Origin of the sequence: Bacillus pfraonensis (genome assembly GCF_050768835.1) — a bacterium.
In the GTDB taxonomy this organism is placed as follows: Bacteria; Bacillota; Bacilli; order Bacillales; family Bacillaceae_G; genus Bacillus_A; species Bacillus_A pfraonensis.
In genome coordinates, this window is record NZ_JAHCDO010000003.1 from 143,481 (window position 1) to 165,870 (window position 22,390).

The following is a 22,390-nucleotide window of genomic DNA, read 5'->3' on the forward strand; positions in this document are numbered from 1 at the left end:
ACTACATGTAATGCCATGCTGAAAATAAGTAGGTAATCGGCCACCACATAGATTACCTGAATAGTTTAGTAAGATAGCTTCCGTCTCTATCTTATCAAAAAATCGAGAAGAAAACTTTACCTTCAAAAATTTTCCGATATAACCAAGTTTAAGGCGAAAAAATTTAAAATCTAATCTCTTCCTTTACAAAACTCTATTATATCGCATGTTAATGTGAAAAAATATGGTTAAAGAAGGAACTTTTCAAACTGATAAAAATGTCTATATTTTGTCACATCAACAATAGATATTATAAAAGTGTAAGGCTCTTGTAATATAAAAGGATGCCTCTTTATATGTTAAGGGCATCCTTTTTTCATGTTATTTTAATTGAATTTTGACTAGCGGTAATGGTTTTTCAGGGTGATATGGTGACATTTCTATTTCTAATACATAATTCTTTAAACTAAAATTTTTCACACCATATTCCCCATCTAGCTGAAACGTCGCCTGGAATTGTAACTTCTCCTTATCCAATACCTTCACATCGCTGCCCTTTATCACATGACCAATCGGTGCAAATTCTTTATCCAAATATGAAGAATCTGTTAAATTCATAACTTCCCCTCGATTGATCAACTCATCCATAGAAATATGTTTTGTATCGACATTTTGAAGTGTATATTGCACAATTAATCGTTGTTTTTTATGTTGGATTTTATTAACAATGATCTTTAAATCGCTACGAGTACTTTGTATTTCAAATGGTGTCTTTTGATTTAAAGCCTGAATAGACGGTTTTTCAGATAACCTCACATTCGGATGTAGCGTAATAAATTCTGCGTTCTCTGGAACTTTTCCAAAAATAGATCTTTCATCAGATTCTATCTGAGTTCCGACTTTTTCTCTTCCAAATTCAATACCTGACGTTTTAAAATCAATTTCATTTCCTTTATCATCCGTCACCTTCCCAATTCTCGCTAAATCATTTTCTCCGGCAAGTGGATACATTGCTTTATAGTCGATTGCAATTGACCCTTTTCCAACTGTAATCTTTTCAAAGTTCAATGTATGTTCTTTATCTTCACTACTTACGGATGCTTGAGGATGAATCATTTTATTTTCCAATTGTTGTACGGGAATATCAAATTTCCAAATCCCTTTTGTGTCTCCGATAGACGTAATGGTAATTGGTAATGTTGTATTTTGAGGAAGCTCTTTTTCTGGATAATCAATATGAATATTCCCGAACCAACCGTCTTTTGTTATTTTCCCATCAAATGAAGCTGCACGCCCCCATTTCGGACTGCCATCAACAAGTTTAAAATCATAGTAAAAGCCATTTGCAAAAGTATTCTTTATCTCTACTTCGTCTGGATTATCTACTTTAAATGTAACACTAATTCTACCACTATCATAATACACACTGTTCATCGTTACACTAATCCCATTACTCACTGCCTGCTGATTTAATTCTGTTACAAGCTTACTTGCCGACAAGTTTTGACCAATTGTATCATGAAAATGCGAATATATTTTCCCGATAATCGGAACTTCCGCCAATACACGGCTCATTTGCGGAAATACAAATCCTGAGCCTAGTACCCCGATACAGATTGAAGCTGCAGTTAACAAAGCAATTTTTCTTCTCTTATATATCTTTTTAACTGGTTTTTCTGCCTTTGCCCTAGCAATCCCTTTTTGGATAGCCAGATTCAGTTCTTGCCCTGGAACTTCAACTTTATTTATTTCGTCATCAAACCGCTGTTTATCCAACTCTCATCACTCCCTCCTAATAATTTTTTTAGAGATTTTCTCGCCCGGTGTAAATATGTCTTTACAGTTCCCTCTGGTACACTCATTTGCCAAGCAATTTGATGAATTGGAAGATCATAATAATAATATAAAATGATTACTGTTTGATATTTTTCATCCAATCTTTGAATTGCTCCCTGCAAATCAATATTTTGCTCAATTTGATGTAGTTTGTTTGGTACCTCACCATATGTATCTGCTTCTCTTCCGTCCTCTATCTTCTTCACTTTTTTCTTTTCACCTAATAGCTGATAGGCATTATGTATAAGAATACGTGTCAACCATGTCAAAAAATAGTTTGGTTTCTTTAATTGCTCTATAGATAGATACGCTTTATATACTGTTTCTTGTACGACATCAAGCGCATCTTCTTTATTCTGCACATACAGATACGCAGTGCGGTACAACTGATCTTGATATAAACTAATGAGCTGTTCGAAAGCTGCATCGTCACCCTTTTTTGCTTTTTTGACTAATTTTATTTCATCCATTGTATCCCTCCTTTCACTTATTAGATAGATACAAGCACCGTTTGGTTTCAAAAAATTTATTTTTATTCCATACAAAAGAGCACACCCAACGGAATGTGCTCTTTTTACACTTAATTACTTATTGTTTTCTTCTTTTTCCTTATCAAACCATAATAATTCCTCATCATCAACGTCACCATTATAGTTGATCAGAATTTCTTCCCCTGCTTTTATATCCTTATAAGCATAGAAATCAAATGTATGATTATCAAAGTTAATTTCATACGTCGCATTTGGTTTATAAGCATGATTAAATAGCATACCGTATCCTAAAAGAATTGCCGAATGATTTATCCCATACTCAAATGCGTAGTCAGCAAGTAACGTTTTCTCTATAAATTGATGCTCCTCATTCGGATACGAGATAACTGGTGCTTCATGTAGAAGCTCCCCTTTTTTTATATCACGCGTTGCAAATACTCCTCTATTAAACTCTCCATCGCTAAGTGTGGAAGTCTTGATTTCAATCATATTCTTCACCTATACATTTCTTTCTCTGCAGTATTTTTTCTTCTTAAGCTTGGCAGATAATGAGAAGAAAAGCAATTGGTTTTATTTTTCCTTTACAATATATCTGCGATTCGACACAGGATATCGACCTTTCGACAAAAATGCTACAAACAATCCTTTTGAATCAATTACATTTCCCTTTTTTAAACACCGAAACGATCGCCACAAACAACACAGAAATAGTACCAGTTAAAAATAATACATAACTTACTGGAACTAAGAAGAAATAAGGTTCTATAAGCAAACCATCTGGTGCCACGCTACTATTTGAGGCATGGATACCAAGACAGATAATCCCTAATAATATTGGTGTAATAGCTAATAAGAATTTCTTTTTCATCATATATTCTCCTCGTTTTAAATAATTAAGATTCATTTTTTTCATATTCTAAAATGTCACATGGTTGGCATTCTAGAACTCAAGCAATAAAAAATGATTAACTTTAATCATACGGATAATTCTTTCTGTTTTATAAAAAAGAAACACCCTTCAATTACTAACCATATAATAATCCGAAGTAAATTATAAATCAACAAAATTTTATCGTAAAACAATAAATTATTATCACTTTAAATAAAAAAGTTTGCGAAACATTTACTGTTCCACAAACTTTTTTCACTTGAATCATACTGTTTTATACAATCAATCGTTTACTAAAGAAAATATAAAAAGCACAAAGTAAAACGAATGTCCCTGCATATATTAATAAACTTTCTACTTGTACAATATCAGCCAGTGGTCCGAATATAATCATCCCTAATGGCAAAGCACATGAGTTAGAAATTTGTACAAAACTAAACACCCTACCGTGCATAGAAGGTTCAACTTCCTCCTGCAATAAGACTGTAATTGGAGTGTTGAAACAAGGCATCGTTATCCCAATTAGGAAGTTAAACAACAAGTATACGACAAATATCGGTGCTATACCCAATCCAACCATTAGTAAACCGTATAAAGCACACGCAAGAGCTGTTGTATGCATGCGATTTCTAAAGCCACCCCACGCAGCGATTAAAATTCCTCCCACAGCAGCTCCAGCGCTGAAGGTCATTTCACTTGCTGTTAACCTCCACATTTCCGCACCAAAGGAACGACTCACCATTAAAGGTGTTAAAAATGCGGCAGGACTTGCTAAAATCATTACGATAATCAATAACACGAGCAATCGCTTAATGAACACATTTTCTTTTAAATAAGCAAACCCTTCTTTTATTCCTTGTACGTTAGACTTTTGTTGATTTTCCTTGTTTATATACGCTGGTACCTGAATCATAAACATGATGCCAATCCCGATGACTGCAGTCATAACATCAATAAAAAATGTAGCCTCAATACTTGCTATAGAGAGAATTGCTCCGCTTGCTGCCGGTGAAAGAAACATGATTAAAGATGTAATGCTACTGTTTACTCCATTTACTTTCATAAGATTATCTTTGGGGACAATCTGTGGAATCAAAGCATTAACAGCTGGAGTTTGTATCCCAGTCCCAGCCGACCGAATTAGCAATACAATGAAAAGTAACCAAATGCTCTTATAACCCGCTACAAATAAAATTGCTAAAATGAATGTCGCAAACGCAATTATCCCATCGGATAACATAATCATTTTCTTACGGTTATAACGGTCTATCCACACGCCGGCGAATAAAGAAATCGCAATTTGTGGAAGGAAACCACAAACAGTAGAAATGGTCAACATCATTCCAGATGATGTTGTAAGTGTGATATACCATATAATTGCGTACTGAACCAATGACGAACCAAACAACGAAATGGTTTGTGCTGTTAGGAATAGAACGATTTTTGTTTTCCAATTGTTATCATACATAAATTTATTTACACCTCTTGTTTCATTTCAAGTATTTTGAATAGGATTTACATTACGCCATTTTCTATATTGAAAATGCTATCTGCCCACTCACGATAAAAATTTTCTTCATGAGAAACGAGTAATACACTTCCCTTAAACCGTACTAAAGCGTTTTGTAAAGCTTTCTTTGCTTCCGCATCCAAATGATTAGTTGGCTCATCTAAAATTAAAAAGTTACAAGGAGTTAGTAACAGTTTGCATAATTTTACTTTTGACTGTTCACCACCACTTAATGTACGAATCTCTTGTGTTACATTCGTGTCTTTTACACCGCACTGCGCTAAATGATGACGAATTTCTTTCATATTCAGTTTTGGAAACTGTTCTGAAATAATCTGAATTGGTGTCATTGCCCCGTTTTCCCATTTCAAATCTTGCTCGTAATAACCAATTTTTATTGGGTCTGCAAAATCAAAATCTCCTGAAATACTCGGAATGCGTCCAACTAAAGTTTTTAATAATGTAGATTTTCCAATGCCATTAAATCCTGTAATAACAAGCTTTTGGCCGCCTATAACTGAGAAATTCAATTTTGGCAAAAGAGCTGAGTCATAACCCACCTCAAGGTCATTTATCGTAAGAACCGTCTGTTTTGAAAGATCAAGTTCACGAAAACGAATAGATGGTTTATGAGTAAAAGCAGGCGGGGCAATTCGCTCCATCCTTTCGAGCTGTTTTCTGCGCCCTTGCGCAATTTTAGAATTAACCCCAGCAATATTTCTTCGAATATATTCTTCCGTCTTTTCAATTTGTTTTTGTTGTGCGTGGTACTGACGAATATAATCCTTTCGTAAATGCTCCTTTTGTCTTAAAAAATCTGAGTATTTACCGTAGTACTTCTTAATTGTTCCAAACTCTATATCACATATACAAGAAGACACTTCTTCTAAGAAATCAAAATCATGAGAAACAACAATAAAAGCACCCTCAAACCCTACTAAATAACCAGCAAGCCATTCAACATGTTCTTTATCCAAAAAGTTCGTTGGCTCATCTAGCAACAGAACATTCGGTTTTTCAAGTAGCAACTTTGCCAAAATCACTTTCGCTCTTTGTCCACCGCTTAATTCTTCGATTCTACGATCCATACCAATCGCATCAATTCCTAAACCAGCAGCAATTTTATTTATTGTGCTATCTATCGAGTAAAATTCCTGTGCTTCAAGCTGTTCTTGATACTCAGCCGCTTGTAACAATTGCTCTTCACCGCCAGTTATCGCACTCTCCTCATATAACTTACTCATTCTTTTTTCCATTTCAAATAAATCTATAAAAGCCGTTTTTAAATATGCTAAAACTGTATGATTCCCATCAATTTCAGCATATTGATCCAAATGTCCAATTTGAATATTAGATTGCCATTTTATATCGCCGGCATCGGGAATAACTTCTCCCATCAATATTTTTATTAAGGTACTTTTTCCTGATCCATTTTGTCCTACTACTCCCATATGTTCTCCTTTGTATAAGTCAAAAGTAGCATTTTCATATAAGATTTTATCTATAAAACAATGTGATACATTTTCAACTTTAAGTAAGCTCATAATAATTCCTCTTTTCCTAAGAATAAAAAAAGCAGAGGGATAGCGTCATCCGACACTAGCCCTCTGCTTCGTAATTTTTGCTATACTACTCCAATTTGTAAAAGCTCATTGGAATACTATACACAAAGGGCCATAGACAAAGCATTGTCTATGGCCCTTTCATCTATTATTCATCAGCTAATAGTCATAACCAAATAAGCATAGCAAAACTACACTTTTTTCGAAGACTATTCAGCCGATGAATATGAGAGACATTATGCTCCCAGATTAAGCTCCGTACAACGCTTCACCGTATACATTTGTGCGGAGCAAAGTTTTCTAACGAGTTTTACAAATTTTATATAAAGCATTTCAAGCACCTTCCTTATTCTTAAAGGGGATTTTAGCATATGTTTCTGCAAAAGGTCAAGAAATAACCAAATACTGTAATCAAAAGCTACATACTTCTATTCGATTTTTTACACTCTTATGCGATTGGCGTTCCATTTGCAACAGGATCATCCGGCTTTAACAGCACAACATCCCCTTCTTCTGGTACACCGCCTACTACTAATACCTCAGATTTAAAACCTGCAATACGTCTTGGGGGAAAATTCACAACTGCAATTACTTGCCGACCAATAAGCTGTTCCGGTTCATATCTTCGCGTAATTTGAGCTGAAGATTGTTTCAAACCCATCTCACCGAAATCAATTTTTAATTTTATAGCTGGTTTCCGCGCTTCTGGAAATGGTACGGCTTCTATTACAGTTCCAACACGAATATCTAATTTCATAAAATCCTCAATGCTTGCCACATGTATTACCTCCCGTTTTTACAATATCCATATTTACATTTTAGACACATACAATGAGATTTTTTTTACCGAAAATCAGTACTTTTTAACCATATGTCATGTATTCGGTGCAAATGAAAAGTTACCTTTCCGATATTGACTTGGTGTGACTCCCTCATATTTTTGGAATAAACGTGTTAAGGAAGATTGGTGCTCTAATCCCACTTGAATTGCAATGTGCAAAATGGATAAATTGGTATTTTGTAATAAGTCTTTCGCCTTATTTAAGCGCACTTCTTGTATATATGCTGATGGAGATTTTCCTGTTTCTTTAAAAAACCAATCTGAATAATAGGAACGATTATAATGCTCAAGCTGTGCAAGTTTTTGTACCGTTATATTCTCATGATAATGTTCGTGAATATATTGAATCGACTTAGGTTGTTGCTCTTGGCGTAAACAATGTGAAATATACGGATAGAGCTCTTTAAGCGCAGGCCTTCCCTGTTCTATTTCATTCAGGATTAGATAGCGAATCCCTTTCCACTGATTCGTAAATTGATAAGAAATCCCCCTATTTTGTAACTCCCCAGCAGGAATCATAAAATGAGGAATATCCAGAACCAAAAATTCATTACGCACAGAAGAATGAAAAGTATGATCACACTCGGGAGGAACAAAAAATAATGTTTGTTGGTCTATGAGTAGATTTTGTGCCCCAGCTTTGATAACAAGTTCTCCTTGAAGGGGTAAAATGAGCTGGGCATAACTATGGGAATGTGTATCTTTAGCAGCTGTATAAATCCGGCGTTCTGCTACAATCTCTTTATATGTTTCCATTGCATTTTCTCCCTTTTCATATTTGGATTCATAATACCAAAAAAAGTAGTGCGAACCAATAGACTGGTCTGCACTACTTTTTTATTTAATGTTTCTTCAAATCCCTCATATTAGATATATATAAAGCAATCACTAAAATGAGAATAGCCCCTGCATATAATAATGTTTCAAATGGCTCTTCATGAGAAACAATAATTAATCGAATGAGGGCTGTGATTCCTATATAAATAAAATACCGTAATGGAAAATGATAATTTGATTTAAAATACTTAATAATTAATGCAATAAATTCAAAGTATAAGAAGTAAACAATAATGCTCTCAACTAATTTATACGATGTATATTTTTTCGTTGAAAATATGTACTGTATAAATGTGATTGTTTCATTAATTAAAAAGATAGATAGAACAATGGACAGGATAATAAGAGCTGTATTTAATATCCATTGTAAAACACTGGCAATAAATTCATCGACATTAAATGATCGCATTTTCTAGCACTCCTCTACAGGTGAATCATACTCATGTATTATAGCAAAATTATCCTGATATATAAATTTCAGAATTATTATATCATTAATCTAATATACCTTGCATTACAAGTTAATTCCATGTTATCTTCATTATAACACTTGTAATACAAGGTATTGTTATAGCCCTTTACCTTGTATTACAAGTTATTAAAAAAGATATACAACTAGGGGGCTAAAATGGCTGACTCAACACAAATGCTAAAAGGAATTCTGGATGGCTGTATTTTAGCTATCATTCAAGAAGGTGAAGTATACGGTTACGAATTAACAGAGAAATTGCATAGCTATGGTTTTCACTCTTTTAGTGAAGGTACAATCTATCCATTACTATTACGCATGCAAAAAGAAGGCTTGCTTACAAGCGAATTAAGAGAATCAACCGCTGGGCCTAAGCGAAAGTACTATCAGTTATCAGAATTAGGAGAGAAAGAATTAACTAGCTTTAAAGAGCGCTGGACCGATTTAAAGCTATCTGTGGAAAAAGTGATGAATAAAGGTGGCGAATAGAATGTTATCAACAAAATCTGAACAATTTTTAATCGAACTCAGAATGTATTTACTGCAGCGCGGAAAAAAAGATGAAGATATAAATGCAATAGTGGAAGAGTTAGAAGTTCATTTAACAGAAGCCGAATCAAGAGGACAAAGTGTAGATCATATCATTGGAAAAAGCCGTAAACAGCATATGAAAAATATCGGGAAAGAACTTCCTACAGACAAAGAAGGGTTGCTCGTAATCATTCCCGCTGCTATTTTAGTTATTATTGCTTATATGTGCTTTGCTCCAGCTCTTAGAGGAGAATTCAAAATTTCACAAAACATATTGTTATTTGGATCACTACCAGTATTCTTAACGATTGCTATATTTGCAGTTGTATTTTTCAAAGGACTTCCGAAAGTATACCCATCTAAGAAAAACTCAATAATTCTTTTAATCACAACGCAGTTCATTACCATCGGTGGATGGTTCGGCTTTTATTTTTGGTTAGATGGACGCCTTGATACAGATTACTTTGTAGCAACGACTATGCAAAATTATGCCATCGCTAGTGTATGTCTTCTTATTTTTATTTCATTCGCATTGTATACAAAATCATGGGCTACAATTTTAGCTGCATTCGTAATTTGTATCGGCCCACTTTTAGAACACGTTATTCCACCTGAAATAAACAAAGACCCGATGTATATTACACTAGCGGTTATCATTAGTGTGGTCATAGGTATTTTGCTAATCATCTATTTCTACAAGAAAGGAAAAGCCACTTCTAATGCTTAAGAAGTGGTTTTCTTTCTATTCCATAAAATTCAAATCATACTTTCTCCCCTTATTCTTACCTGTATAAGACAATTCCATCATTTAAATTAACCTTTTCGTTACTGAACTCGATTCGATATTTAGAAATTCTTTTACCTCTTTATTTGTAACCGTAGTTCCTAAAAGAAGTGCATAATCTTGCATGGCATATTTGTGTGCTTCTTTCAAAAAGATGACGCAAATAAATCGGTTGTTTCCGCTCTTTTATAATCATTCTAAGCACCCCTTTAAAATATATCGGCGCAAATTGAAATATATCAGCGATTCGACACAACATATCGACTGTTCGACAAAAACACTATACTTTTGGGCTATTAGCTAAATTATACATGTATACATTACAGCTATAAAACATTAAAAAATCACCTTGTCATCAAATGAAAAGGTGATTTTTTGTGAAACTCTATTAAAGTTTTCTAAGTTATACTTAATGAATATCATGCTTTTTGAAATTACCGCCCTTTACTTCTGCTACGTCATATACCGTAATAAAGGCACTTTCATCAATCTCATGAATAATTTCTTTCATTTTACTTTCTTCTAACCGGTTAATCACACAAGTGATTTCTTTAAATTTCTCTCTTGAATAACCGCCGTACACTTCATTATACGTTGCGCTTCGTCCTAAGCGCTCTCGAATTGTCTCTACCATTAATTCAGGCTCTTTTGTGATAATTTTAAATGTTTTAGAACCACTTAAACCTACTTCAACGATATGAATCACTTTAGAAGCGATAAAGTACGCAATTGCTGAAAGAATCGCCCCTTGCAGACCAAATACTGTTGAGACAACAATAAAGACAAACATATTTAAAAATAAGATGAGATCACTTGTCCCAAAAGGTAATTTTCGAGAAAGTAATACAGCTAACATATCGATTCCATCTAATGCGCCACCGTTACGCAATGCGAGTCCCATACCAAAACCGATGATAATACCACCAACAACGGTAACTAACAATGTATCACCGTGGATAATAGTTGGTACGTCATGCATCAAAACAGTACCGATTGCTAATGAAGCAATACCAATAATAGAATAAATAGCAAAATTTCTACCAATCTGCTTATACCCTAACCAAACAAAAGGGATATTAATAACTGCAATTAGCAGACCTAATGGTAGCCCAAATAATTGTGAACTAACGATGCTTAAACCCGTCACACCACCGTCAGAAACGTTATTTGGGATTAATACAGCTTCTAGTCCATACGCGGTTATAAATGCCCCTATAATAATTGCCAATACTTTTAAAACAACTTTTAGTTTATTAGGCCTACGCTTTTTAATTGTATTCATGTCATTCCTCGTTTCAAACTATTTTCTCTTTTTATTCCTAATAATTATTTTAACATATTCTCTTTTTAAGTAGAAACCTTCACAATCTCTTCTAAAATGTAAAAAAGATATCCCATTTTCTTTTAAACTGCTTTTCAATAAAATGGAACAATTGCCTGAACTTTTTTGTTTTTAAATCGACTATAAATAAAATATTATTTAGACCTTTAACATTCTTTTTTACAGGTAATGTAACAAATGCAAATGAGGGTGGCAGCTAATTGTCAGACAAGATAAAGTTAAAAATTCCATATTTTACATTAAATAAAAAAAGCAAAAGGGACGGTATGCACCATCCCTTTTGAAAAAATTTACTACTTTTTAACGTTTGAATTTCCAGATTTAATAACTCTTTGTTTCCTTTGTTAACGGAAAAGAAGTATTAAACTGTATTTTCAGTGATTTGGTGATAGTGATTGCTTAAAGCAAATTCGCCAAATTTTAGACACTCTTTACCCTAGGAATTCTAATACGAACATTTTGAGATGGATGAATTATTGAATACTGTACACTTGAATAACTTCATTTGTCCCAGCTGTCAAACAACTTTCTTCAGAATAAATAAGAATAGAACGCTGGTGAACATTCTTGTTAAAGCAATGACTTTTTAATACGCAAACGAATAGTTACTAGTTCTAACTAATTATGAGAGGCAGATATAGAGTATGGCTACATAGAAGATAAACATTGTTTCTTTTATATCCTCTCTATTATAGACGTGTACCATCTACCTTAGTTTGCATTGTACAGGCGAAAATACAGGTTATATTATACAACAAGTTTTATAACAATCGAAGGATACATTCTAGTATTTAAGATTTATCACCAAATGAAATTTTATTGGCGAGCTCAAACAGAGACGTTATAAATCAAAAAAATTTGCATATGAGGCAAGATTTATTTCTTGTCACATATGCAAAAAAGTAATCAGGTGAAATGAAATAACGATTTAAGGAGAGTATATATCTAAAATTTGAGGGGAATCCAGTTAATATATATCCAAAAAAACGTTTCATTTACTAATTTCAGTTAGCCATTTATCAGGAGCAGGAATTTTTTTCTTCACATCTTTTGCAACTTCCTGAATTAAGTTCCATAGACTTTCTATATCCTCAGCAGTAGTATGAATATTACCTATAGAAATTCGAATAACATACCCATCTTTAATAGTCGCATGAGAAACAAAGGTCTTTTTAGATTGATTAAGCCTTGTAAGTAATAATTGATTAAGCTCATCAATATATTTCTGTAGTATAATCTTTTGCTGCTCGTTTGCATCTTTCAGCCTTTCTTTTAATTCATAAGGAAAATACCGCAAACAAATAAGTGCATAAGGTGAAGAGGCTGTACATTCAAATTCAGGATGTTTATTTATTTCAGATTCCAACCATCGAGCCTGACGAATACTTTCTTCAAGACGTTTTGATAAACCATCTTTTCCAAAACTTCTAATAATCCACCAAATCTTAAGAGCTCGAAAACTACGTCCTAGTTGCAATGAATAATCCATATAATCAACTGAACCATCTTCTCTTTCAGTTTGTAAATAATCAGGAACTAGGCGAAAGCTATTTGATAGAGCTCCTCTTCTCTTACAAAACAATGTAGTAACTTCCAAAGGTGTATATAGACACTTATGAGGGTTGACAACCAGTGAATCTGCTACACAGAAATCTTCAGTATTCTCCTTTACATCTGGAACTAAATTCCAAAAACCTCCATAAGCAGCATCAACATGAAGCCAAATGTTATATTTCTTACAAATTTGAGAAATTTTCAAAATAGGATCTATAGCTCCTGTAGCAGTTGTACCTGCAGTAGCGACAACCGCTATGGGACAATAACCATTATTTAAATCATCTTGAATAGCTTTTTCAAGTTGATCCTCCATCATTTGATATTTTCCATTCGTAGAAATATGGACTACATTATCCGTTCCAATTCCTAATGCTATAGCTGCTTTATCAACTGAACTATGTGCCTGATCGGAAGTATAAATACGCATCTTAGAAACTCGACTCTCAATTAGTCCCTTTGTTCTTATATCTATCTCGGTACTTTGATCCCTAGCTGCAACCAACGCATAAAAAGTCGCTAATGAAGCTCCATTTAATAAAACCCCCTCCGCAGCTGGAGTATATCCCACCATTTCTGCGATCCACTTGAGTATAACTTTTTCTAATGCCGAAGCAGCTGGAGCTGCTTTCCACACCAAAGCATTTACATTTAAAGAAGAGATTAAAAGATCAGCTAGAATTCCAGGAGAACTGGCTGAAGTACTGAAATATCCATGGAAAGAAGGATGATTCCAATGAGTCAAATGAGGAATAATTTTCTCCCATGTGTCGTTCATTATTACCTCAAATGATTGAGAATGTTCTGGCAATGGTTGATCCAGCATCGCTAGTAAATCATTTGGAGAAATATTAGAAGTTACAGGGATTTCACGTATTTTTTCAAAGTGTTCACGAATCATTCCAAGTAACTCTATACCATGTTCCTCAAATTGTGCAGGGTTCCAGTCCCCCAAATTCTTTATGGAATTAGTCATACTATAACCTCCTTAAATATTTATTTTATTTTGATTAATAGATAACGATCCCTCCACATTCCCTAGTAAATTGCTACTTATTTGTATTATTTAGTAACATGATGATGATGATGATGATGATCATGCTCAACTTCGACTTCTAACTCATGATAATAATGTATTTCTCTCGGCTTGATACAATAATTTTGATTGAACTCAATTAATAACTTTTCTTCTTGATTAGCTAAATCTACATGAAGCTCTTTGCTTTTCCAAGGATATATTACTTTTATTTTATTCAATTCACTATCATCTTGATAAAATGATGCATGCCCTGCCCAACCAGGATGTTCATGTGCAGCTGGACCTAATAAATCATCCATTTGTTGCATTAATTCAATTGCTCGATCTTTTAATTCTAATTTCAAATACCAAGTCTCCATTACAGTAATCAATTCAATTCCTTCTTTCCTTAATTTATTTTAAGTGTTCTTTATTTTTATAAAAATCCTTAAGCAATGAAACACCATCATCTACAAACTCTCGACAAACGAAACCATGATTCTTCCGATTCCTTACTTGAGCCTTTGATAATTCTTCCCAAGACTCTATTATAGCAGCAGGCCATTCGCCCTTAGGACCGAGATGGTTTGCTAAGGTTTCATGCAATTCTTTAAACCCTTCTATCATAATTTTATGCTCTTTATTTTGAGTTCCACTAAATCCTGGGCTCAGGAAAGGAGGCATCATAGAAGGCCTTATAAACTCTTCATAAGATTCGACTGGAAAACTCACAGTATACTTCATGGAAACAGTCGCTGCATCATAAAGAGTTGAAAGACGGCCAAGAATAGATTGTAACTTAATAAAATCTCTATATTCCACTGCTTTTATAGCATCATCTAATAATGTATTCATACATACCAAAATAATATGGAACACTTGATGCCCTTGTTTCCACCGAAATACCGCTCTTTCATACGAAGCTGTATTAATATCAATCCTAGTTGTCATTTTTTCTTCTCCCTATTCTTTCTCACAGGATTTTATCCAATTCTCTAAAGCAATTTGAAAAATATTTCCCCAACCTTTTATTATTTCATATTTTTCCCTATCAGTTAAATTAGTTTCCTCTAAATCTTTAATGTGATTTTCATATATATCTATACAACTTTTTGACCATTCTAATAGATCTAATGCATTCCGCTGTAAGCGAAAATAAAGATCATATTCCTCATCAGTTGATACTGCACTTAGTGAATATGGTACTTTAGAATCAGGATGAATTGTTATAGGTTTAATAAGTCCATAATCTGGTAATATCTTCTCTTCATTACTCATATATTCTTCCCCTTCTAAATGTAATTTTAAAATTAATTAGTCTTTCCTTGATACTGATTATATGCCATATAATTTACATAAATTAATTAATATATAAAGCTACATTTTCCAACAAATTATAATACTGTTGCATAAAATTTTGCATGGTATCTTCATTGAATAAAGTAGTATTATATTCTAACTTTAAACGATATATTTCTTTTTCTTCATATACATGAAGTAGTAAATCATATTTAGATGTAAAGTTGCTCTCTAATGATAACTCTATATCAAGGTCATCAGTTTGGTATTTGTAATCAAATTTATTTTGATAATTAAATACAGTTTGAAAAATCGGCGTGTAACTTGGATCTTTCTCTTTTATCTCCTTAATTAACAATTCTAAAGGGATTTGTTGATGTTCCTGAGCCTGTAAGACCACCTGCTTAACTTTCTCCACTAGCCCTTCTAATGTTGACTCATCAGATAAGTCTAGACGCAAAGCTATAGAGTTTGCCAAGTAACCAATCAAATTCTCAGTATTAGGAGTCCTATTTGACATGACAGTTCCTACTATAACTTCTGTTTGATTTGTATAGTTACTAATTAGAAAGCCATATAGAGATAATAAGAGTACATAAGGTGTAACTCGATAATTTTGTGCCGCCCTTAATAGGTTCAAAGTTAAATCTGATTCTACTACTTTTTCTATTGTTCTTCCATCATAAGTAATACGTGAATGACGTGGATAATCAGTCGGAAATGCTAAAATCGGTAATGTACCAGATAAATTTTTCAACCAATATTGCAACTGCCTTCTAAAACCTTCTTTATTCTCATTAATGAAATAATTTTGCCATAAAATATAGTCTATATATTTTATAGGAAGTGGTTCTAAATCAGATGGTTCGTGTTGGCAAAAAGATTTGTAGTTTGCTAATATTTCATTAATTAGAACTTCTACTGACCAGCCATCAACTACAATATGATGAATAGATACTACCAAAATATGTTCTCTTTCTTTACATTTTAACAATTTAACTCGCATTAATTTTTCGGACTCTAAACAGAATGGAGTATTTATCTCGTTCTCTATATGCTCTTTTATGACTTGTCCCTTTTCTTCTGGTGGTAGGTTAGATAGATCAAAAGTTGGTAGCTCAATAATGAATGTATCTATCCATTGCCGAACTTCATTGTCGATCAAACAAAATCTTACTCTTAACGCTTCATGTCTCTCAATAACTGCTTGTATACTTTTTTGTAAAATATCTACAGATAACTTCCCATCAAATTTTAAAGTAACAGATGTTGTATAAACCGGGCTATTAGGATTGGTTTTATAGACAAACCATTGGCTTTTCTGAGACGGGCTAAGTGGATAAAATTTCTCCTTACTTAATTGAGGTACCGGATGCACTTCTTGTAATGCTTCAACTTTTCTCTTTTGATTCACAAACATTGATAAAGATTCTAATGTCGGATGCTGAAAAATATCACTAATACCAATTATAATTCCATGTTCTTTATTCAAGGCCGTAACCAATTGAAATGCTTTTAATGAATCCCCACCTTTTTGAAAGAAATGATCCTCTAAACCAATTTCATTAGTGTTTAATACTTTTTCCCAAACTTTTTTTAGTTTAAACAACATTCCATCGCTATGATTTTCTAACGCATCATCAATCTTATTGATTGCATTAACTTTCTGTTTAAATTGAATAAAAAAATTATCAATAGACTGTTTTTTTAAAAATTCCTTCAATTCAATATACATTTTTGCACGTGGAACATCTTCTTTCGAAAGGTAATCGATGGTTATTAATTCATTACAATATGAATCATCTGTGAATTTCAAAGCATATTCAGAAATTTCATTTAAGATACTGTCAAATTTCCCCTTTTGAAAATCATCTATCATTCCTAAACGCTGGACTTTCCCTGTCACTGTTTTCCGAAATTCACCTTTCTGTATAGGAATAACATGAGTAGGATGTATTCCTAGGTAGCGTGTGATATGTTTTTTAATGTCTTCAATTACGTAACAACTAAACTCTAGCTCAAAATGCATTGGTGTAAAGAAGACTATTAACTGATCATTCTCTTCTATATGATTTTGCACTCCACCTACCGCTAAATATGTCGGCTCAATCCCATATACTTCTTCAAGGATAGACTCCACCTCATAATTATAATAATTTTTAGCGTTAATAATCAGAATGTCTTTTTCACGACCAGTTAATGTTAATCTCCCTTGATATAAAAAACCCATGTCACCAGTTTTAAACCACCCATCAGATGTAAAAGTTTTTAAATTTTCCTCTAAATTAGAGTAATACCCATCTATAATCATGGGTCCTTTTAATTGTATTCTACCGATTTTTTTCTCATTAACTAATTGATCATTTTTATCAACAATACGAATTTGTAAACCCGGAAGACTTCTTCCTAAGTTTGTCAAGCACTTCACACCTGGATAATTTAAATTTTTATGTTCTATTGTACCTAATGACGAATCCACTTCTACATAATCCCATATCCACTGACTATCTCCAAAAGTAATAGAGCCGCAAGCTTCAGTCATTCCATATTGAGGACAGAAACAATCAATTTTCAGATCATATTTATCCATTAAACTAAAAAATGCTTGAATTTTTTCATATATAATAGACTGTCCACCACTAAAAATATATCTAACACACGAAAAATCCCAATTTTTATCCTCAAAATCTTGAGAACATTCATTCAATAAAGTGAATGCAAACGGAGGAGCCCATGTAATACTTACTCTACATTTATCTATCCACTCAAGCCAGTTAGAAGGTTTATCTAAAAAGAATTCAATACTAGTAAGTACTTGGTTACATCCTAAATACACCCCTAATATATGTTGATTAAATAAACTAGCCCCATGATATAATGGCATCCAATTCATAATTACTTCATTCTTTGTAGCCTGGATAACATTTACAGAAGATATAATATTAAAACAAACATTACTATGTTTATATTCTGCTGCTTTCGGCTTTCCTGTTGTACCAGAAGTTAATAAATATAAGGCAACGTCTTCCTGTGTCGCCTTATAAAGATCTTCTGTTGGTAAATTACTTCGCAATTCAGCAATGGATGTAGCCAAAAAATCCTTATGTTCCCCTTCACTAAACAAGTCATTTAATTTTTCTTTTGCTTCCTGTTCCGCTAGAATTACCGGTTTTCCAAATAATTCCCAACAATTGAGCAACTTTAATATATCTGCATTTTTTTTATGATACTCATTGGGTTCCTTTAATGGTATAGGGGTAATTCCTCCTAGAATACAAGCCCAAAATAAGGGAACGAATATTTCAATTTCATTTACTAATAAAATAGCTTTTTTTGAAGGTCCCAACCCCAATTTATAAAGACCATTTAAAATACATTTAGATTCTTCTAATAATTCTTGATAACTGCAAAATAACTTATTGCCATCCTTTTGGATGTAAGTAATACCCTTTTTTCTATCCATACTAGCCTTAAGAAACATATCAGTTAATGTTTTAACACCTTGATAATTAGAATCAAATTTAGGTTGATAAATGGCTAAAGGTATTTTATTTTCATTAATCTCTATCATACATTTTCAACCTCCTACTTGAACAATTTTATTCAACTGCATTTCATTTTAATTTAAATTCAAACCATTTCTTAAAAACATCCTCTTTTTTAGTTCCCTCTATTCTATCCACCTCTTTGCCTCCTTTAAAATAGAGAATGGTAGGAGTTTCTTTAATTTTATAATCATCCCAGCCTTCTTGAAATTCTAAAACATTATATAAAACAAGATCAACATTAAGGTCTTTGGCTAATGGAGTGACAATAGGGGTAGTCTCCTTACAGTGAGAACATGTTGGGCTGTAAAAGTAGACAAAGCGTTCCTTGTTTTTCTCTAAATCTTCTTGCAATTCTTCCGGTAAGATAATGTTCTGGTAATTGGGATCATCCAACTGTTCAACAGTGGCAGGATGAAGCTTCTCTTTGCCAAAAGGATTATGTTCTACTTTAACCGCTTGCTGTTTATTAGAAACAAAAGCAGTTATAATGAAGATGCCCACGATTAGAACAATAAACACTATTAATTTCTTCACTTTTTAGTTCTCCTTTAATCTTTTATAGATTATGTATGTACATAAGAAAATAATTATAAATGCTATTAATGCAAGGAATGGAATAGTGATAAAACCAAACCAATTAATATATTTCCCACTACAGGGAATCCTTCCACAGGAAGGAGAATTATCAGAGAAAAAAGAAATATTTTGTATAAGGTAATGATAAAAAGATATAATACCACCCATTAAAGATAAAACACTAGCATAGATACTAATCCAATACTCTTTTCTAATCACTGCTATTCCTAAAAGTACAGTGAATGGATACATTACGATACGTTGGTACCAGCAGAGGGTACAAGGTTCATACTGCCTGATTTCAGAAAAATACAAACTTCCGAACATCGCAATAATTGCAGTGGCCCACGCTAAAAATAGTAAATTATCATTTGAATTTAACTTTACTTTCATACTATGAATTCTCCTCTTAATCACTTTAAAGATAAAAATTGACTTCGTTTGCATAATTTTAGGATTGGCAAACAAGAAGCCACCCTATAACAAATGACTTTCTGCAGGTTCATATGGATTGAAGGAAAAGGCTCATTAAAGCTTGAATTATGTTTCATACATGGGATAAAAAGTAAAGATTAATTTAAATAGGTGCCTTTAACTAATAAAAAACCTCTTTTTTCTACTGCAGACGGCCCTTCCATGCAGTAAAATTCCAACTTATCAATCTCATTTAACCTAGTAAATATCATTTCCCTCTCATTTCTGAGCTGTTCGGCCAGATTTTTTTCATGTTCAGCCAATTGTTGAAGTCTCATTAATAAAGCGTTTCTTTCATTAAATTCCATAGTACTCTCCCCTAATATATGTTTAAACTAATTTTATCATATGTTATTAAATATCTTTTTTTTACAATTCAGTAAAATTATATATAATTTGTGTTTATCAAATTTTCCGAGGAAAATTTTATGAATTTTACAATAAATTTATACAATATTCACCAATTAAATCTCTTTATTTCTCAAACTATATATAAATGACTAATTTTTTCATCTTCTTATGCCTAAGCTTTCAAGTTATTATCTATACTGTTTGATAAGAAAAGAGGTACGGAAATAGAAAGACCTATGAAGCAGCTAGAAATTAAAAATCCCCATGGTATAGAAACTTCTAGTCTACGAAAACTTGAAAAACAAGAGAAAAAAGTCGATTCTCGAACACGAATTGAAGTTGTACCAATTATAATGTAAGGAAAAGTTGGTAAAGAAGCAGCCGAAATTTGTAATATACATCTTCAGTCTGTTTCCAAATATGCGAAGAGTTTTAATGAAGGTGGACTAGAGCTCTTTATTGGATCGTAAAATCGCTCCCTCCAGGACGTAAAAGTTTCCTTAATCAAGGTCATCAAAAACTCCTTAAAGGAAATAATTCTTACTAGTTTATCAAATGATCACGAACTAGGAATAACTCTATCTTGGACTATGCTAATTCTGAAAGTGTATATCCGTCACACCTACGATAGTGAAATAAGTGCAACTGGAATTTTACACATATTATTTCGTTTGAAAATTCAGTAGAATCACCTACCTTATACGCTTGCTAAAACCGCTTTGAAAAAACAGCATTTTTTTCGCATCAACCCCATATAACTTTAAAAAGCTGTTAACCGACAATATAGTACTCTTATATCAGGATGAAATGCATGCCAGTGTGACTATCTTTGGTACCGAGGAGGCACAAACAGGGGAAATCGTACACCGAGTCGCTTCTTCATGTAGAGAAGGAGATTTTTTAACAGTCCTTTAGTATGTATTAAACAAGTATAAAAATAAATTTAATTTTCATAGTTACAGTTGATGTTAAAATTAAGCATTTTAAGGTCGTTCAAGTTTTTATACGAGAACATCGTCATCACCAACACAAGCATCTATCAAAGAAGCGGTACAATCATTTTTTGAAGAAATTTCACAGGTACCTCAATCCGTACTACATAGGCTTGACTTAAGCTAAAGTAAATGTCAAAAATTCAAGTCAATTATATAGTGTACTAACTGTTATTCCCTATGTACATATACTGTCCATGGGTAGCTTTTACAATATTATCTTCCTTTTTCATTAAATTTGTCATAAATAAAGAAATATTGCTTAGTTCTACCCCAGTTTCTGTTTCAATTTCTTTCTTCAATTCCTTCAACGGCATTGCTACCTGGTGTTGTTTCAGTATATCTATAGCTGCATTTCTAAGAATCCATGTTTTTTGGTGATACCCTTTTTTCCTAAACTCATTTTTTTCCGAACTCTCTTGAATCTCCTCATCTAAGTTGTGCATTTGTTCATATTTGGTATCCTCTGCTTTACCTGAATGCCCCACTGTATAAGTAGATAATCTATCCTGGTTGTCCAGTTCCCTTAACCTGTTAAAAATTTCTTTCCTTTCTTCTTGAAACATTTTCCGATTTCTTTCTTCCATTTCAACAAGCTGTTCAAGCCTTACTTTTAAAGCTTCTCTTTCATTAAACATATTAACCTCCTATAAAAAATTTTATATGTTATAGACATTGAATCAATTCTATAACTTTGGAAATGACGTGCTAAAGGCTTCTAAGCACAAAAGATGGAGTATCTATCCAAAATTTCCAAATGAATAAGTACCACATAAATTCTAATATTGAAAGAAAACTCCTTATGACTATATTATACGACATGAAATCCTGTTTGACCTACAAGAGATTTAAAACCAATCCAACGATTTGAAGCTATTTTTTCTATTAATGACATTGATACCATCGTCGTTGTGATAACTAAGAAGTTACATTTTTATAAACTAATCGAACTTAACTATATGGCAATAAATTATTCCTTTTTCACTATAATTATAAAGAGGATTCCATTTATATCTAATTTTATCAAATGGTGCATCAAGCTGTTATTATTTATTATATTTTTGACAAAAACACCAAACAATTAAATACATTAGCTAAAGGAAATATCGAGATCCTCCTTTAGCTAATGATGTTCTCTATCAAAAGGTATACAAAGTGAAAATCGCAACTACTTAGATTCCTTCCAATACCAATAAAGTTAATTATATCAAAAATAAACTCGACAGCTATGTTTAGAATAATTCTATTTTTCCCGTTTTCATTACTTATTTTATGGATACAAATAAATTCTTTTTTTCTTTTTTAGTGTACTTAAAAAGCTTCGTGTCAGTGTAAAATTATGTGCACCTGTTCCACATTTTTCATGAACATACTGTGACATAACTTTATCTACACTCAACGCATATAACCATTATGTTCTTTTCACTTTCGGTTTATCTAGTCCATGGAATGAAAGTGGTTTATGACTGTTTGTAGAGTTTTTAATGTAAAATTCAAAAGCCGAAGC

The 22,390-nt window shown here is 32.8% G+C and carries 21 protein-coding genes; 2 read left to right on the plus strand and 19 right to left on the minus strand.

Going from position 1 to position 22,390, the window contains the following annotated elements; translation table 11 throughout:
- Window positions 1–360 precede the first annotated feature (360 nt).
- From KFD70_RS03580 to psiE, 9 genes are all read right to left on the minus strand, one after another.
- The gene (locus tag KFD70_RS03580) at window positions 361–1,755 is read right to left on the minus strand and encodes a DUF4179 domain-containing protein (RefSeq protein WP_336453362.1); all 1,395 of its coding nucleotides are present in this window, start codon (window positions 1,753–1,755) and stop codon (window positions 361–363) included.
- A complete protein-coding gene (locus tag KFD70_RS03585; protein ID WP_336453361.1) occupies window positions 1,725–2,285 on the minus strand; it encodes a sigma-70 family RNA polymerase sigma factor in 561 nt (186 codons plus the stop codon). Before KFD70_RS03585 ends, KFD70_RS03580 begins: the two co-directional genes overlap by 31 nt.
- Window positions 2,286–2,399: 114 nt before the next feature.
- Window positions 2,400–2,795: an SET domain-containing protein gene (locus tag KFD70_RS03590; RefSeq protein ID WP_336453360.1), complete on the minus strand. Its 396-nt coding sequence runs from the start codon at window positions 2,793–2,795 to the stop codon at window positions 2,400–2,402.
- Between the two features lie 163 nt (window positions 2,796–2,958).
- Window positions 2,959–3,210, minus strand: coding sequence for a DUF3955 domain-containing protein (locus KFD70_RS03595; RefSeq protein WP_336453493.1), 252 nt, complete (start codon window positions 3,208–3,210; stop codon window positions 2,959–2,961).
- 259 nt (window positions 3,211–3,469) lie between these two features.
- Window positions 3,470–4,663, minus strand: a complete 1,194-nt coding sequence (locus KFD70_RS03600; protein ID WP_336453359.1) for an MFS transporter — start codon at window positions 4,661–4,663, stop codon at window positions 3,470–3,472.
- 47 nt (window positions 4,664–4,710) lie between these two features.
- A complete protein-coding gene (locus KFD70_RS03605; RefSeq protein ID WP_336453358.1) occupies window positions 4,711–6,249 on the minus strand; it encodes an ABC-F family ATP-binding cassette domain-containing protein in 1,539 nt (512 codons plus the stop codon).
- Between the two features lie 466 nt (window positions 6,250–6,715).
- Complete coding sequence (gene csaA, locus KFD70_RS03610) at window positions 6,716–7,045, minus strand: chaperone CsaA (RefSeq protein ID WP_098508589.1); 330 nt, start codon at window positions 7,043–7,045, stop codon at window positions 6,716–6,718.
- Window positions 7,046–7,141: 96 nt separating this feature from the next.
- Window positions 7,142–7,864 (minus strand): AraC family transcriptional regulator, encoded by a 723-nt coding sequence (locus KFD70_RS03615; RefSeq protein ID WP_098508590.1) that lies wholly within the window; start codon window positions 7,862–7,864, stop codon window positions 7,142–7,144.
- 85 nt (window positions 7,865–7,949) lie between these two features.
- Window positions 7,950–8,354, minus strand: a complete 405-nt coding sequence (gene psiE, locus KFD70_RS03620) for a phosphate-starvation-inducible protein PsiE (RefSeq protein ID WP_098508592.1) — start codon at window positions 8,352–8,354, stop codon at window positions 7,950–7,952.
- A 219-nt stretch (window positions 8,355–8,573) separates the two neighbouring features.
- Between psiE and KFD70_RS03625 the strand changes: the two genes are divergently transcribed.
- Window positions 8,574–8,903 (plus strand): PadR family transcriptional regulator, encoded by a 330-nt coding sequence (locus tag KFD70_RS03625; RefSeq protein ID WP_098508593.1) that lies wholly within the window; start codon window positions 8,574–8,576, stop codon window positions 8,901–8,903.
- A 1-nt stretch (window position 8,904) separates the two neighbouring features.
- Window positions 8,905–9,672 (plus strand): NADH dehydrogenase subunit, encoded by a 768-nt coding sequence (locus tag KFD70_RS03630; RefSeq protein WP_336453357.1) that lies wholly within the window; start codon window positions 8,905–8,907, stop codon window positions 9,670–9,672.
- Window positions 9,673–10,138: 466 nt separating this feature from the next.
- Here the strand turns inward: KFD70_RS03630 and KFD70_RS03635 are convergent, their stop codons facing one another.
- From KFD70_RS03635 to KFD70_RS03680, 10 genes are all read right to left on the minus strand, one after another.
- Window positions 10,139–11,011: a YitT family protein gene (locus KFD70_RS03635; RefSeq protein WP_336453356.1), complete on the minus strand. Its 873-nt coding sequence runs from the start codon at window positions 11,009–11,011 to the stop codon at window positions 10,139–10,141.
- A 1,051-nt stretch (window positions 11,012–12,062) separates the two neighbouring features.
- Window positions 12,063–13,601, minus strand: a complete 1,539-nt coding sequence (locus KFD70_RS03640) for a pyridoxal phosphate-dependent decarboxylase family protein (protein ID WP_336453355.1) — start codon at window positions 13,599–13,601, stop codon at window positions 12,063–12,065.
- A gap of 86 nt (window positions 13,602–13,687) precedes the next feature.
- The gene (locus KFD70_RS03645) at window positions 13,688–14,035 is read right to left on the minus strand and encodes a hypothetical protein (RefSeq protein WP_336453354.1); all 348 of its coding nucleotides are present in this window, start codon (window positions 14,033–14,035) and stop codon (window positions 13,688–13,690) included.
- A gap of 22 nt (window positions 14,036–14,057) precedes the next feature.
- A complete protein-coding gene (locus tag KFD70_RS03650; protein ID WP_098508600.1) occupies window positions 14,058–14,594 on the minus strand; it encodes a hypothetical protein in 537 nt (178 codons plus the stop codon).
- A gap of 12 nt (window positions 14,595–14,606) precedes the next feature.
- Complete coding sequence (locus tag KFD70_RS03655; RefSeq protein ID WP_098508601.1) at window positions 14,607–14,921, minus strand: hypothetical protein; 315 nt, start codon at window positions 14,919–14,921, stop codon at window positions 14,607–14,609.
- 82 nt (window positions 14,922–15,003) lie between these two features.
- Window positions 15,004–18,513 carry a condensation domain-containing protein gene (locus KFD70_RS03660; RefSeq protein WP_336453353.1) on the minus strand — a complete coding sequence of 1,170 codons (3,510 nt, stop codon included), beginning with the start codon at window positions 18,511–18,513 and terminating at the stop codon, window positions 15,004–15,006.
- Between the two features lie 43 nt (window positions 18,514–18,556).
- The gene (locus KFD70_RS03665; protein WP_098508604.1) at window positions 18,557–19,024 is read right to left on the minus strand and encodes a thioredoxin family protein; all 468 of its coding nucleotides are present in this window, start codon (window positions 19,022–19,024) and stop codon (window positions 18,557–18,559) included.
- A 3-nt stretch (window positions 19,025–19,027) separates the two neighbouring features.
- On the minus strand, window positions 19,028–19,459 hold the full coding sequence (locus tag KFD70_RS03670; protein ID WP_098508606.1) for a disulfide oxidoreductase: 432 nt from the start codon (window positions 19,457–19,459) through the stop codon (window positions 19,028–19,030).
- Window positions 19,460–19,638: 179 nt separating this feature from the next.
- Window positions 19,639–19,848: a hypothetical protein gene (locus KFD70_RS03675; RefSeq protein ID WP_226608114.1), complete on the minus strand. Its 210-nt coding sequence runs from the start codon at window positions 19,846–19,848 to the stop codon at window positions 19,639–19,641.
- Window positions 19,849–21,047: 1,199 nt separating this feature from the next.
- Window positions 21,048–21,521, minus strand: a complete 474-nt coding sequence (locus KFD70_RS03680; protein ID WP_098508609.1) for a Rok-like winged helix domain-containing protein — start codon at window positions 21,519–21,521, stop codon at window positions 21,048–21,050.
- Between the last annotated feature and the right edge of the window lie 869 nt (window positions 21,522–22,390).